The following is a 14,683-nucleotide window of genomic DNA, read 5'->3' as shown; positions in this document are numbered from 1 at the left end:
CTGGTTACGTTAAAAATTAAATCTTTTTATTTATTTTTCTTTTATCAATACTTAAATCTTGATCAATAGTGATAACAGGAGCAACTGTCGCTAAAAGAAATATACCTAAAGCTATAGAAGCTAAAAAAGTTCTTTTGTTTTTCATTTTCAATAGGGGTTTTTGTTTGTTGTACAATAGATTCTAGTACAAACGTAAGAAATAAAGGACAAATACAATGTTGTTAAACGTTAAAATTGCACCTTTTAACGTAAAAAAGATACATTTAATCGATTATTTGGCTTTTCATCGAAAAAATACAATAAAAGTGCATGTAAGAACGATGATCTTACGGTAACTATTCTTTCAATTCTTTGTAAGAAAAAAATCAGTCCCATGAAATTTCTCGAGTAGTAGCATCAAGTATTTCAATTTTTAGCTTTGTAATGTTTTCAGGTAAAAGGCTGGGTATTTTCTCGGGCCATTCTATAAAAATCCATTGATCGCTGTAGATGTATTCTTCAATACCCATATCCAAAGCTTCCATTTCATCATCTAAACGATAAAAATCAAAATGATAGGCCAAAACCTGACCATTTTTACTATGATACTCATTGACCAATCCAAAGGTTGGGCTACTTACTTCATCCCTACTGCCCAATGCCTTTATAATGGCTTTGATTAATGTGGTCTTCCCAGCACCCATGGGACCGTAAAAAGCTATGGTTTTGGACTTTGACTCTTGTACGATTTTTTGAGCAATATTAGCAATATCTTTCTGCTCGTATTTCAATTGCATACCAAACTTATTTAGGCTCCAACACCACAAACGGAATAATCATCTCTTCTAAAGAAACACCACCATGCTGGTACGTGTTTCTATAATAGCTTACATAATGGTTGTAATTGTTCGGGTATGCAAAGAACAAGTCATTTTTGGCAAAAATAAAGGAACTGCTCATATTAATGCTAGGCAAGTAAATATGTTTGGGGTCTCTTGCCTCCAACACATCACTCTTGTCATAGGTTAGGCTTCTGCCCGTTTTATACCTTAAATTGGCGCTGGTATCACGGTCACCGACTACTTTTGAGGGAGATTTTACATTTATAGTTCCATGATCTGTGGTAATGATCAGTTTTAATCCCATCCGCTGTGCTTGCTGAATGATTTCAAGCAACGGGGAATTTTTAAACCAGCTTTGGGTCAAAGACCGGTACGCCTTGTCATTGGAGGCCAGTTCTTTTATGACTTCCATTTCTGTTTTTGCGTGCGATAACATGTCTACAAAGTTGTAGACAATTACCGTTAAGTCATTGTCCTGCTGTGATTTAAAATTCTGGGATAAATTTTTTCCTTGTTTGAGACTGCTAATTTTGTGGTATTCCCACTTTATATTTAACCCCAATCGCTTTAATTGCTCCCCTAAAAATTCAGCTTCGAACAGGTTCTTACCGCCTTCGTCTGTATCGTTCTTCCACCATTTGGGATATTTCTTTTCCATATCCAAAGGGGTAAGTCCCGAGAATATGGCATTTCTAGCATATTGGGTTGCCGTTGGTAAGATACTCATATAAGAATCTTCCTTTTGCTTTTTATAAAAAGCCCCTACCGTATCTTCAAAGGCATACCATTGATCATACCTTAAATTATCAACGACCACTAAGAGGGTTTTCTCGTCCTTTACTTCGGGGAGTATCCAGTTTTTGAACAGGGTGTGCGACATTACAGGAGCATCTGCATCTGTAAACCAATCCACGTAATTTTTATCAACAAATTTGCAAAACTGGTTGTTCGCTTCAATCTTTTGGGATTCTAGAATCTCGAACATACCACTGTCCTCGATTTCCTCAAGTTGTAATTCCCAATAAATTAGTTTTTTGTACAGATCTATCCATTCTTCATAAGAATTTACCATGGACAGATCCATCGCAATCTTACGAAATTCCTGCTGATAGTTACTTGTCGTTTTCTCGGAGATTAAACGGGAATGGTCCAGGTTTTTTTTGAGCGATAAAAGAATTTGGTTCGGGTTAACGGGCTTGATCAGGTAATCCGCAATCTTGGAGCCTATGGCCTCTTCCATAATAAACTCTTCCTCACTCTTGGTAATCATGACCACGGGCAAAGAAGCATTGATCAACTTAATTTCGTTTAGGGTCTCTAAGCCGGAAATACCCGGCATATTTTCGTCTAAAAAAACGATATCAACGCTAGTACTTGCCAATTCTTCCAGTGCCTCTTGTCCACTCTGGCAGGTAATTACGGTATAGTTTTTACCTTCTAAAAAGAGGATGTGAGGCTTTAGAAGATCTATCTCATCATCCACCCAAAGTATTATTATGTTGTTCATCTAACTCCTATATTTGCTGTAAATAAAACAGATTTTGTCAAAATCCAATAAACTAAAAATTTTTAATGATCCAATTTACGGATTTATTAGAATCCCCAGTACGCTCATATTCGACCTTATAGCACATCCCTATTTTCAGCGTTTGCGAAGAATTTCTCAAATGGGCCTTTCCTATTTGGTATATCCAGGTGCGCATCATACGAGATTCCACCATGCTTTGGGGTGTATGCATCTTATGCAAAAGTCCATACAAGTACTTCGTTTTAAAGGGGTTGCACTGTCGGAAGAAGAGGAACAAGGACTTCTGTGCGCTATTCTTTTACATGATATAGGCCACGGTCCGTTTTCACATGCCATGGAGCATAGTATTGTAGAGAATATTAGTCATGAAGCGATTTCCCTTCGTTTTATGCAGGAACTCAATACAATGTTTAACGGAAGTTTAACGGTTGCCATTGCCATTTTCAATGGAGAACATGATAGAAAATTTTTAAATCAACTTGTATCCAGTCAATTGGATATGGATCGTCTGGATTATTTAAAACGGGACAGTTTCTATACCGGTGTTGCAGAAGGAAATACCAATGCAGAGCGCTTAATTACGATGTTGAACGTGGTAGACGGTAATTTGGTGGTCGAGGAAAAAGGAATATACTCCGTGGAGAAGTTTCTTATGGCCAGAAGGTTTATGTATTGGCAGGTGTACCTGCACAAGACCGGGGTAGTGGCGGAGCAGCTTTTAATACGAATCTTAAAAAGGGCACGATATCTTATAAAAAGGAAACAGTCCCTAGTAGCTAGTGAAGCATTACTTTATTTTTTAAATCATAGAATAGACATTAAAAATTTTGATGATGCCACGCTGCGATTGTTTTCTAGGTTGGACGATGTAGATGTGTTCGGTGCAATGAAGCTATGGCAATATGCGGACGACTTTATTCTGTCCGAACTTTGTAAAATGATTTTAGACAGAAAACTACTTCATATCAAAATAAAGAACGAACCCTATAAACCAGAAAAATTAAAGGACAAATTCCTGAAGACACAGGAACGATTTAAACTATCCGATGAAGAAACCTCGTATCTGGTCTTTGACGGAGTCATAGCTAACAAGGCCTATGATAGGGATGAGCAAAATATAAATATCCTAAAGAAGAACGGTAAGATTGTAGATGTTGCCGAGTTATCCGATCATTTAAACTTAAACGCACTCTCTAAAACGGTGACTAAATATTATGTCTGTTATCCCAAAAACACGGTCTAATTTAAATAGTCTTTAGGTTTCCCCGAACTAGAATCTTGTTTAACTATTTTTCTTACTTTTGTGCTCATGGTATTTACAGCAGGTCAAATTGCAGGTATTTTAGAGGGTGAAGTACAAGGAAATTCAGAAGTAGCCGTTCATAAGCTTGCAAAAATTGAGGAAGGTGAAAAAGGTTCGCTAACCTTTTTGGCAAACCCCAAATACACTTCTTTCATCTACAAAACAAGGGCATCTATCACTATAGTGAATAGGGATTTTGTTCCGGACCAAAAGTTAGATACCACGCTCATAAAAGTTGAAGATGCCTACAAGGCTTTCTCTAAATTATTGGAGTATTACAATCAAGTTAAGAACAATAAAATAGGTATTGAGGAGCCGGTGTTTAAATCGGATACGGCAACCTATGGTGAGGGTCTTTATTTAGGTGCGTTTTCCTACCTTGGAAACAATGTTAGCCTAGGTAACAATGTAAAGATTTATCCTAACGTATATATCGGTGATAACGTAAGCATTGGCAATAATGTGACTGTTTTTGCAGGAGCCAAAATATATTCTGAAACTAGTATTGGTGACAACTGCGTTGTGCATAGTGGTGTAATATTAGGTGCAGATGGTTTTGGTTTTACCCCGAACGAAAAGGGAGAATTCACGAAGGTGCCCCAGACCGGGAACGTAATCCTTGAGGATAATGTAGATGTGGGGGCAGGTACAACAATTGATAGGGCCACACTGGGATCTACCATTCTCAGGAAAGGGGTTAAACTTGACAATCAAATCCAGATTGCGCATAATGTAGAAATTGGTGAACATACGGTTATCGCTGCCCAGACCGGTATTGCAGGTTCCACAAAAATTGGAAAGTATTGCATGATCGGCGGTCAGGTGGGTATTGTGGGGCATATCGTAATTGGCGATAAGGTAAAGATTCAAGCGCAGTCGGGAATCGGTAGAAATGTAAAGGATAATGAGGTATTGCAGGGTTCACCTGCCTTAAATTACGGGGATTATAATAAGTCCTACGTACATTTTAAGAATTTACCCAAAATAATAAGTAGAATCGACGACTTGGAAAAATAAGTATTGACGATGGAAAAAACCAATGACAAACAAAGAACAATTGCCAAAGAGGTATCCCTCACCGGTGTTGGCTTACATACGGGTGAAAATGTGACCATAAAGTTTCTTCCCGCTGCGGAGAACCATGGCTACGCCTTTAAAAGAGTAGATGTTGAAGGAGAACCTATTATAGAAGCCGATGCCAACTACGTCATCAACACACAGCGTGGCACAAATCTGGAAAAACGAGGTGTTAAGATACAGACTTCGGAACATGTGCTGGCCGCTTTGGTAGGGCTTGAGATTGATAACGTACTCATAGAAATAGATGCGCCGGAACCTCCGATTATGGACGGTTCTTCTAAATTTTTTGTAGAAGCCTTAGAAAGCGCTGGTATTGTTGAACAAGAGGCCTTACGTGAGGTATACGTAGTGAAGGATGTCATCACTTATAAGGACGAAGCTACGGGTAGTGAGATTACCGTGATTCCTTCGGACGAGTACCAAGTTACCACAATGGTGGACTTTGGAACCAAAGTACTGGGCACCCAAAACGCCACACTAGAGCATATATCCGATTTCAAGGCTGAAATTGCTGATGCACGAACTTTTAGTTTCCTGCACGAGTTAGAAATGTTATTGGAAAACGGACTCATTAAAGGCGGTGATTTAAATAATGCTATTGTCTATGTGGACAAGGAAATTTCCGATGCCACGATGAAAAAACTGGAGAAAGCCTTCAATAAGAAAAAGCTTTCCGTGAAGCCCAATGGCATTTTGGACAATTTAACTTTACACCAACCCAATGAAGCTGCCAGACATAAGTTGTTAGATGTCATTGGGGATTTGGCCCTAACCGGTACTAGGATTCAAGGAAAGGTTATTGCGAATAAGCCCGGGCACTACGTGAATACCCAGTTCGCAAAAAAACTTTCTAGCATCATCAAATTAGAAAAGAGAAACAATGTACCCAAGTACGATCTGCACCAAACGCCTTTGATGGACGTTACGCAGATTATGAATATGTTGCCGCATAGACCACCATTTTTGTTAGTGGACAAAATATTGGAATTATCTGACTCCCATGTTGTAGGTGTAAAAAACGTGACGATGAACGAACCGTTCTTCGTAGGTCATTTTCCAGGTGCTCCGGTAATGCCAGGTGTTTTACAAGTGGAAGCAATGGCGCAAACAGGTGGAATTTTAGTTTTAAGTACAGTGCCCGACCCAGAAAATTACCTGACGTTCTTTATGAAGATGGATAACGTTAAATTCAAGAGACAGGTACTACCTGGTGATACCCTAATATTTAAATGTACCTTGATTTCGCCGATTCGTAGGGGTATTTGCCATATGCAGGCCTATGCATATGCTAATGATAAATTGGTTTCTGAAGCCGAATTGATGGCGCAAATAGTTAAAACCAAACAAGAAGCCTAATTATGAATCAACCTCTTGCTTATGTCCATCCGGGCGCAAAAATTGCAAAAAATGTGGTTATAGAACCATTTACGACTATACATAATAATGTAACTATCGGGGATGGGACTTGGATAGGTTCTAATGTTACCATCATGGAAGGTGCCCGTATCGGAAAGAACTGTAATATTTTTCCCGGTGCGGTTATTTCTGCCCCTCCTCAGGATTTAAAATATGATGGGGAAGAAACTACGGTGGTTATTGGAAACGGAACTACCATTAGGGAATGTGCTACGATACATAAAGGTACTTCCGATAGAATGAAGACCGTCATAGGGAAGAACTGCTTAATTATGGCCTATTGCCATGTGGCGCATGACTGTTTGGTAGGGGATAATTGTATCTTCTCAAATAATTCTACCTTAGCGGGGCATGTAACTATTGGGGATAATGTAATATTGGCCGGACTGGTAGCAGTACACCAATTTGTATCTATCGGTCAACATGCATTCGTTACCGGAGGTTCTTTGGTACGAAAAGATGTTCCACCGTACGTAAAGGCGGCAAGGGAACCCTTGTCCTACGTAGGGATTAATTCCGTTGGCTTACGTAGACGTGGATTCGTTTCAGAAAAAATAAGGGAGGTTCAAAACATTTACAGAATCTTATATCAAAAACATTATAATAACACACAAGCGGTGCAGATTATAGAGGCGGAAATGGAAGCAACCCCGGAGCGCGACGAAATTCTCCAGTTCATTAGGGATTCCCAACGTGGAATTATGAAAGGATATTTCAGCAACAACTAAAAAAAATCAAAGAACAAAGCGTGGCCTGTTGGCCGCTTTCAACATAATCAAGATAAACTAGAATGGCATCAACATCAGATATTAGAAAAGGACTTTGCATTAGGTATAATAATGATATTTATAAAATCATCGAGTTCCTGCACGTAAAACCGGGGAAAGGACCCGCTTTTGTTAGAACTAAATTAAAGAGTGTCTCTTCGGGTAAAGTCTTGGATAACACCTTTTCTGCCGGACATAAAATTGAGGATGTTCGTGTAGAAACGCGTTCCTATCAGTTTCTGTATGCCGAAGGGGAAACGTATCATTTTATGAATACGGACGACTACAATCAAATTACATTACAAGAAAGTAGTTTGGACGCTCCGGGGCTATTAAAAGAAGGAGAGGTAGTGAAAATTATGTTCAATACGGAGGATAGCATGCCGTTATCCGTTGATATGCCGGCAAGTGTGGTGTTAGAAGTAACGTATACGGAGCCAGGTGTAAAAGGAAACACGGCAACCAATGCAACTAAACCTGCGAAAGTGGAAACGGGAGCAGAGGTTAATGTTCCTTTGTTCATAAACGAAGGCGATAAGGTTAAAATCGATACGTCTAACGGCTCCTATATGGAACGTGTAAAAGAATAAATTGTATCCTTGAAATTCCCTACGACCTTTACGCTACAACAAATTGCTGAAATTATAAATTCGGACTATGTCGGTGATGCCGATTTTCCGGTAACGGGGATGAATGAAATCCATGTCGTAACGCATGGTGATATTGTTTTTGTAGACCATCCCAAATACTATGATAAGGCACTTTCTTCTAAAGCCACCATTGTCTTAATTAATAAAAAAGTAGACTGTCCCAAGGGAAAGGCGCTGTTAATTTCCGACGACCCTTTTAGGGATTTTAACAAGCTAACGCTTTATTTTAAACCCTTTGTTCCTTCGGAACGGGCTATTTCCAACACCTCAAAAATTGGGGTAAATACCATTGTACAACCTAATGTGTTTATCGGCAACAATGTGCAGATCGGTGATAATTGTATCATCCATGCCAATGTAAGTATTTATGATAACTGTATTATCGGGAACGGGGTAACCATCCACTCAGGAACGGTACTGGGTGCAGACGCTTTTTATTATAAGAATCGACCTGAAGGATTTGACAAATTAAGGTCTGGCGGTAGGGTGGTGCTGGAAGATAACGTAGACCTTGGCGCGCTATGTACTCTAGATAGAGGCGTAACGGGTGACACCAGAATAGGTGAGGGTACAAAAATAGACAACCAAGTACATGTAGGTCACGATACGGTCATAGGAAAAAAGTGTCTTATTGCTTCGCAGACAGGAATTGCCGGCTGTGTAATTATTGAAGACGAAGTCACCCTTTGGGGTCAAGTTGGAACAAATAGTGGCATTACGATTGGCACTAAGGCCGTTATTATGGGTCAAACAGGTGTTACGAAATCTGTAGAAGGGGGAAAGAGCTATTTCGGAACACCTATAGAGGAATCAAGAGAAAAACTGAAACAATTGGCCTACGTCAAGAAGATTCCCGATTTGATAAAAAAGTTCGAAAACAAATAAAGGAGAATACTTTAGTATTCATTATCAAACATATATTTTTGTAAAAATAAAAATCAACAATAGTATGAGCGTTTTAGTTAATAAGGATTCCAAGATAATTGTACAAGGCTTTACGGGGAGTGAAGGCACATTCCATGCCGAGCAAATGATTGAATACGGTACTAATATCGTAGGTGGTGTAACTCCGGGAAAAGGTGGGCAAGAGCACTTGGGAAAACCTGTTTTTAACACTGTCGCAGAAGCTGTTGAACATGTTGGAGCGGACACAACAATTATTTTTGTGCCACCCGCCTTTGCCGCCGACGCCATTATGGAAGCTGCGAACGCTGGCATCAAAGTTATTATCACCATTACCGAGGGTATTCCCGTAGCGGATATGGTTATGGCATCCAACTATATTAAAGATAAAGACTGTCGATTAGTTGGTCCTAATTGTCCAGGTGTTATTACTCCGGGAGAAGCAAAAGTTGGTATCATGCCAGGATTCGTATTTAAGAAAGGTAACGTCGGTATTGTATCTAAGTCAGGAACCTTAACCTATGAAGCAGCGGACCAAGTCGTGCGCCAAGGTTTAGGAATTACTACAGCTATTGGAATTGGTGGTGACCCGATTATCGGAACGACTACGAAAGAGGCCGTTGAATTATTGATTAATGACCCTGAAACGGAATGTGTTGTGATGATTGGGGAGATAGGGGGTCAGTTAGAAGCGGATGCCGCTAAATGGTACAAGGCCAGCGGAAGTAAAAAGCCGGTTGTTGGTTTCATTGCTGGCGAGACAGCGCCTGCCGGTAGAACCATGGGGCACGCCGGAGCAATAGTTGGAGGTAGTGATGATACGGCACAAGCTAAGAAAAAAATTATGCGGGAGCATGGTATCCATGTGGTGGATTCACCTGCGGAAATTGGCATAAAAGTAAAAGAGGTAATGTCTTAGTAAGACGTTAAAACTTATCAAGATCCCGTTTTCGACGGGATTTTTTTTCATCCATAGGGCAACAAAACTTATATTTGATAAAGTACCTAACAAATAGATAATTTATGAAACTGTTAGAAGGAAAAAACGTAATCATCACGGGAGCTAGTCGTGGAATTGGTATGGGCATAGCCAAAGTTTTTGCGGAACACGGAGCAAATGTGGCCTTTACCTATAGTTCAAGTGAAGCCCCGGCAAAAGAATTGGAAAAGGAATTGATAGCTAAAGGCGTTAAAGCAAAAGCATATAAAAGTAATGCTGCTAGTTTTAGTGAGGCGGACGCACTTGTAAACGAGGTATTGAAAGATTTTGACGGTGTTATCGATGTCCTTATCAATAATGCCGGTATTACCAAGGACAACCTTTTAATGCGAATGTCAGAAGCCGATTTTGACACGGTCATAGATATCAACCTGAAATCGGTCTTTAATATGACCAAGGCCGTTCAGAGAACCTTATTGAAACAGCGCAGCGGCTCCATTATAAATATGAGTAGTGTTGTAGGTGTAAAAGGTAATGCGGGACAGACCAACTACGCCGCATCAAAAGCAGGAATGATAGGTTTTACAAAATCTGTGGCGCTAGAGCTAGGATCACGTAATATTCGTTGTAACGCTATAGCGCCTGGATTCATTGAAACCGAAATGACCGATAAGTTAGACGAGAAAACCGTACAGGGCTGGAGAGATGGTATTCCTTTAAAACGAGGTGGGTCTACAGTGGATATCGCCAATGCATGTTTATTCTTTGCTTCGGATTTATCTGCTTATGTTACAGGTCAGGTTTTGAACGTAGATGGCGGAATGCTTACTTAATTCCTAAAAACTTTTATTCATGATTTATGTAACTACGGATCATATTGCCGGAAAAGAGATATCCGAATCCCTAGGTATCGTAAGAGGCAGTACTGTTAGAGCCAGAAATATTGGAAGGGATGTCTTTGCCGGACTAAAAAATCTTGTAGGTGGTGAAATATCAGAATACACCCAATTATTGGCCCAAGCTCGGGAACAGGCCATAAAGCGAATGCTAGACGATGCACAAAGGGTAGGGGCGGATGCGGTCGTGAATGTAAGGTTCAATACTTCTCAGGTGATGCAAGGAGCAGCGGAAATGCTCGCCTATGGCACTGCGGTAAAATTAAAATAGTTAGTCATGGATATATTTCCTGGACTCCTTGTTCTGCTTTTTTATGGGGGATTATTTGTAATCCTGATTTATCTCATCGTCAAACGCATAGAAGACAAGAGAAATGAGGAATTTGAGCAAAGGGATAATTAATATATGGAAACAAAGACCGTTTTAGTCATACTTTTCGCTGCGGTAGTTTCTTTGCTCCTAGTACTGCTTCAATATTATTTTAGGGTAAAAAAAAGAGATAAAACAACACTTTTACTATCATTTTTAAGGTTCTTAGGAGTATTTGGTATACTTCTTCTTTTGATAAACCCTAAGTTTTCTAGTACAATCTATACTGTTGAGCAACCCAATCTCGTAATTTTAGTGGACAATTCTACTTCGGTTGCGGCGTATGATAGTACAATTCAACAAATACGAACTACTATTGATGATTCTCAAGAATTAGCGTATCGTTTTAAAGTAAATTCCTACGGCTTTGGAGCCGATATAGGGGCGTTGGATAGCCTTACTTTTGAAGAGAAGCAAACGAACATTACAAAGTCGTTAGAGGTGTTGTCCCAAGTTTACGCCAGAAAAGAGACGGCCGTACTCTTAATATCGGATGGAAATCAGACCATTGGAGAGGACTATTCCTTTTATAAAACTAATGAGAATCTTAGTATATATCCTGTTACCGTAGGCGACACAACTAACTACGAGGATTTAAGCGTAGGGTCCATCAACACCAATGCTTATGCATTTTTGGACAATCAGTTTCCCGTAGAAACTTTCGTTTCCTATCAAGGAAGGGGGGAGGCGGTAGCCACTGTAACGATTACAATGGACGATAAAATTGTCCATTCGGAAAGACTCCGGTTTTCAAAAAAATCCAATTCGAAAAATATTAAAACGCTGATTAAAGCGGGTAGCGTAGGTAAAAAGGAAATTAAGGTAAACATATCCCAATTACCATCAGAAAGGAATACTGCGAATAATAAAAGGGAAACTATCATCGAGGTCATTGATGAGAAAACAAAAATTGGCCTAGTTTCCGAGATTTTACATCCGGATTTAGGTGCGTTAAAAAAAGCTATAGAAACGAATGAACAACGTAATGTTCAGATTATTCGACCTTCCGCAGTAAACACCGATGTAGAGGATATTGATTTATTCATCCTTTATCAACCCAATGCCGCCTTCAACAATATTTTTCAATTTGCAGAAAAGAAAAAGGCTAACCTGTTAATTGTGACAGGTACAAATACCGATTATAACTATTTGAACTCGGCACAGAATAACTTTGAAATTGAAGGTGGGTATCCCAATCAGGAGGTTTTTGGGGTTCTGAATAAAGGTTTCTCCAAATATGACATCACCAACTTTGACCTTGAGAATTTTCCACCACTTAATAGCGACGCCGGCCCTTTGAACTTTAATGTACCTTATGAAACATTGTTGGGAACAAAAATTAAAGGCCTGGATATGAACACCCCTCTTTTCTCTCTTTTTGAGACGGGCGATAGAAAAATGGCAGTGTTAGCTGGCGAGGGTATCTGGAAGTGGCGCTTGCAGTCATTTAGAAATTACGGAGATTTTACAAATTTTGATGCTTTTGTTGGTAACCTTTTCCGATACCTCTACAGTAATAAAACCAAGGATAGGCTTAATCTAGACTATAACAGCCGATATGAAGGAAATAGTGCCGCTTATATAACAGCAACTTTTTTTGACGAAGCGTATCGTTTTAATCCGAACGCTCAATTAACGATTACAGTAATTAATGAAAGTACTAACAAGAGCCGTACAAGCCCAATGGTTTTAAGAAATGGATATTTTGAAGCCGACCTAACCAATCTTGTGGCAGGTAATTACAGATTTACGGTTAATGCTAAGGACGAGAACATCTCAGAGTCGGGTACCTTTGTTATTTCCAATTTTGATATTGAGAAACAATTTGTTTCCAGTAATGATGATAAAATGAAACTTCTTGCAGAAAACACAGATGGAGCACACTATTACGCTTCAAATTACGAAAATTTACTGTCGGAATTTATTTCTTCTGGCGACTATGTGCCCACACAAAAAAGCACTGAAAATGTCGTATCTTTGATAGATTTTAAAATACTATTAGGCCTCATCATCCTTGCCTTTGCGATGGAGTGGTTGATAAGAAAATATAATGGATTAATCTAAAATAAAGAAGATGGATAAATTACCAAAGATTGCCTTACCGGCAATATTTATAGTCATTGCATTAGTAATACTGATTTCTAAGTCGGCTGTCACCATTGGTTCCGGTGAAGCGGGAGTACTCTATAAAACCTTTGGTGGAGGGGTTGTTACGGATGAGCCGCCTCTGGGAGAAGGTTTTCATATTGTAGCGCCATGGAATAAGGTGTATGTCTATGAAGTACGGCAGCAAGAAGTATTGGAAAAAATGAACGTACTTTCAAGTAATGGTTTGGATATAAAATTAGAGGCTTCGGCTTGGTTTGAACCAATACGCAGCGATTTAGGCAAATTGCATCAGGAGAAGGGCGAGGCCTACATTCAAAGAGTACTATTACCCACGATTAGATCTGCAGCCCGTTCTGTCGTTGGTAGGTATACTCCGGAGCAACTTTATTCAAGCAAGCGTGATGCCATACAACAAGAAATTTTTGACGAGACAAAAAAAATCGTTGAAGGTGAGTATATTCAATTAAATGAAATTTTGGTGCGTGATGTAACCTTACCGCCAACCATTAAAGATGCGATTGAACGTAAATTAAAACAGGAGCAAGAATCCCTTGAATATGAGTTTAGATTGGTTACGGCCAAGAAGGAGGCGGAGAAAGTGACCATTGAGGCTCAAGGTAAGGCCGATGCGAACAGAATTCTAAGCGCATCCCTCACCGACAAGATTTTACAGGATAAAGGTATCGACGCTACTTTGAAATTATCGGAATCTCCAAATGCCAAGGTTATTGTTGTGGGGAGCGGTGATTCTGGTCTTCCTTTGATTTTGGGAAATAATTAAAAAACTGTAAAACATTTTGTTTCATTTTTAACTTTTGTTTTGTGAAGTCAAAAATAGATTTTACTTTTACAGCGTAATGAAAAATAGAACTACACATCATCATATTCATACACACGCTTAGGCGAGGTAGGAATGTATTGTAGTAGTACAACATATTTAAAAACCCGTTTGAGCAATCAAGCGGGTTTTGTTTTTTAACCTGTTCTGGTTACTCAACATTAATAAACATCAATGACAAAAATTAGAATTGCTATTCAGAAATCAGGAAGGTTAAATCAAGATTCCCTTCAAATACTGAAAGACTGTGGAATATCCATTGATAACGGAAAGGACCAATTAAAGGCTTCCAGTAGAAACTTTCCTATGGAAGTGTTTTACCTACGTAACGGAGATATTCCTCAGTACCTTAGGGATGGGGTGGTTGATATCGCTATTATTGGTGAGAACGTATTAATAGAAAAAGGTACGGATATCAGTATTGCTGAAAAACTCGGCTTCTCAAAGTGCAAGGTATCCCTTGCCGTACCCAAATCCTTTAAGTATAATTCTGTAAAGGACTTTGAAGGGAAACGAATCGCCACATCCTATCCTAACACCGTGAAAAATTATCTAGCGGAGAAAGGAGTAAATGTGGACTTGCATATTATTAGTGGTTCTGTAGAAATTGCACCCAATATTGGATTGGCAGATGGCATTTGTGATATTGTTTCAAGTGGAAGCACCTTGTTCAAGAACAATTTAAAAGAGGTGGAGGTAATGCTTAAAAGTGAAGCGGTATTAGCCGTTTCACCAACCATATCCGAAGAACGTAAAGCACTACTCGGTAAACTGCAGTTTCGTATTCAGGCTGTGTTAAAAGCTCGGCAGTCTAAGTATGTACTATTAAATGCGCCTAATGACAAGCTGCAGAGCATCTTGGCCCTGTTGCCCGGCATGCGAAGTCCTACCGTGCTTCCCTTGGCAGAAGAGGGATGGAGTTCGGTACACACCGTAATTAATAAGGACACTTTCTGGGAAGTAATAGATGAGCTAAAACAAGCCGGTGCTGAAGGAATTTTGGTTTGTCCAATCGAGAAGATGGTTTTATAAACCTCTCCTAACCTCCCCAAAGAGGTGGAG

Annotated in this window: 15 protein-coding genes; 12 read left to right on the top strand and 3 right to left on the bottom strand. The window is 39.5% G+C overall.

Translation table 11 applies throughout. The features are described from left to right. Positions 1 to 16: 16 nt before the first annotated feature. The 3 genes from EJ994_RS17705 to EJ994_RS05060 all read right to left on the bottom strand — a co-directional run bounded on the left by EJ994_RS17705 (position 17) and on the right by EJ994_RS05060 (position 2,328). Complete coding sequence (locus tag EJ994_RS17705) at positions 17 to 145, bottom strand: hypothetical protein (RefSeq protein WP_257212822.1); 129 nt, start codon at positions 143 to 145, stop codon at positions 17 to 19. Positions 146 to 365: 220 nt separating this feature from the next. Then, entirely contained in the window at positions 366 to 776 is a 411-nt protein-coding gene (tsaE, locus tag EJ994_RS05065) for a tRNA (adenosine(37)-N6)-threonylcarbamoyltransferase complex ATPase subunit type 1 TsaE (protein WP_126591502.1), read from the bottom strand. Between the two features lie 7 nt (positions 777 to 783). After that, a complete protein-coding gene (locus EJ994_RS05060) occupies positions 784 to 2,328 on the bottom strand; it encodes a PglZ domain-containing protein (RefSeq protein WP_126591501.1) in 1,545 nt (514 codons plus the stop codon). A gap of 34 nt (positions 2,329 to 2,362) precedes the next feature. Between EJ994_RS05060 and EJ994_RS05055 the strand changes: the two genes are divergently transcribed. The 12 genes from EJ994_RS05055 to hisG all read left to right on the top strand — a co-directional run bounded on the left by EJ994_RS05055 (position 2,363) and on the right by hisG (position 14,653). Further along, positions 2,363 to 3,592 carry an HD domain-containing protein gene (locus EJ994_RS05055; RefSeq protein ID WP_126591500.1) on the top strand — a complete coding sequence of 410 codons (1,230 nt, stop codon included), beginning with the start codon at positions 2,363 to 2,365 and terminating at the stop codon, positions 3,590 to 3,592. A gap of 66 nt (positions 3,593 to 3,658) precedes the next feature. Next, a complete protein-coding gene (gene lpxD / locus EJ994_RS05050; RefSeq protein ID WP_126591499.1) occupies positions 3,659 to 4,669 on the top strand; it encodes a UDP-3-O-(3-hydroxymyristoyl)glucosamine N-acyltransferase in 1,011 nt (336 codons plus the stop codon). 9 nt (positions 4,670 to 4,678) lie between these two features. After that, on the top strand, positions 4,679 to 6,088 hold the full coding sequence (locus EJ994_RS05045) for a bifunctional UDP-3-O-[3-hydroxymyristoyl] N-acetylglucosamine deacetylase/3-hydroxyacyl-ACP dehydratase (RefSeq protein WP_099572260.1): 1,410 nt from the start codon (positions 4,679 to 4,681) through the stop codon (positions 6,086 to 6,088). A 2-nt stretch (positions 6,089 to 6,090) separates the two neighbouring features. Further along, a complete protein-coding gene (gene lpxA / locus EJ994_RS05040; protein ID WP_099572259.1) occupies positions 6,091 to 6,876 on the top strand; it encodes an acyl-ACP--UDP-N-acetylglucosamine O-acyltransferase in 786 nt (261 codons plus the stop codon). 62 nt (positions 6,877 to 6,938) lie between these two features. Beyond that, the gene (gene efp / locus EJ994_RS05035) at positions 6,939 to 7,505 is read left to right on the top strand and encodes an elongation factor P (RefSeq protein ID WP_126591498.1); all 567 of its coding nucleotides are present in this window, start codon (positions 6,939 to 6,941) and stop codon (positions 7,503 to 7,505) included. Positions 7,506 to 7,514: 9 nt separating this feature from the next. Then, positions 7,515 to 8,450 carry a UDP-3-O-(3-hydroxymyristoyl)glucosamine N-acyltransferase gene (locus tag EJ994_RS05030; RefSeq protein WP_126591497.1) on the top strand — a complete coding sequence of 312 codons (936 nt, stop codon included), beginning with the start codon at positions 7,515 to 7,517 and terminating at the stop codon, positions 8,448 to 8,450. Between the two features lie 64 nt (positions 8,451 to 8,514). Beyond that, a complete protein-coding gene (sucD, locus tag EJ994_RS05025) occupies positions 8,515 to 9,387 on the top strand; it encodes a succinate--CoA ligase subunit alpha (protein WP_099572256.1) in 873 nt (290 codons plus the stop codon). Positions 9,388 to 9,491: 104 nt separating this feature from the next. Beyond that, the gene (gene fabG / locus EJ994_RS05020; protein WP_126591496.1) at positions 9,492 to 10,241 is read left to right on the top strand and encodes a 3-oxoacyl-[acyl-carrier-protein] reductase; all 750 of its coding nucleotides are present in this window, start codon (positions 9,492 to 9,494) and stop codon (positions 10,239 to 10,241) included. Positions 10,242 to 10,260: 19 nt separating this feature from the next. Continuing rightward, complete coding sequence (locus EJ994_RS05015; protein WP_126591495.1) at positions 10,261 to 10,575, top strand: YbjQ family protein; 315 nt, start codon at positions 10,261 to 10,263, stop codon at positions 10,573 to 10,575. A 135-nt stretch (positions 10,576 to 10,710) separates the two neighbouring features. After that, entirely contained in the window at positions 10,711 to 12,738 is a 2,028-nt protein-coding gene (locus tag EJ994_RS05010) for a vWA domain-containing protein (protein ID WP_126591494.1), read from the top strand. 10 nt (positions 12,739 to 12,748) lie between these two features. Continuing rightward, a complete protein-coding gene (locus tag EJ994_RS05005) occupies positions 12,749 to 13,564 on the top strand; it encodes a prohibitin family protein (RefSeq protein ID WP_126591493.1) in 816 nt (271 codons plus the stop codon). 231 nt (positions 13,565 to 13,795) lie between these two features. After that, complete coding sequence (gene hisG, locus EJ994_RS05000; RefSeq protein ID WP_126591492.1) at positions 13,796 to 14,653, top strand: ATP phosphoribosyltransferase; 858 nt, start codon at positions 13,796 to 13,798, stop codon at positions 14,651 to 14,653. Positions 14,654 to 14,683: the final 30 nt, after the last annotated feature.

Origin of the sequence: Maribacter sp. MJ134 (assembly GCF_003970695.1) — a bacterium.
GTDB lineage: Bacteria > Bacteroidota > Bacteroidia > Flavobacteriales > Flavobacteriaceae > Maribacter.
The sequence above is the reverse complement of the archived record's forward strand: the minus strand, read 5'-3'. Positions and strand labels throughout refer to the sequence as shown.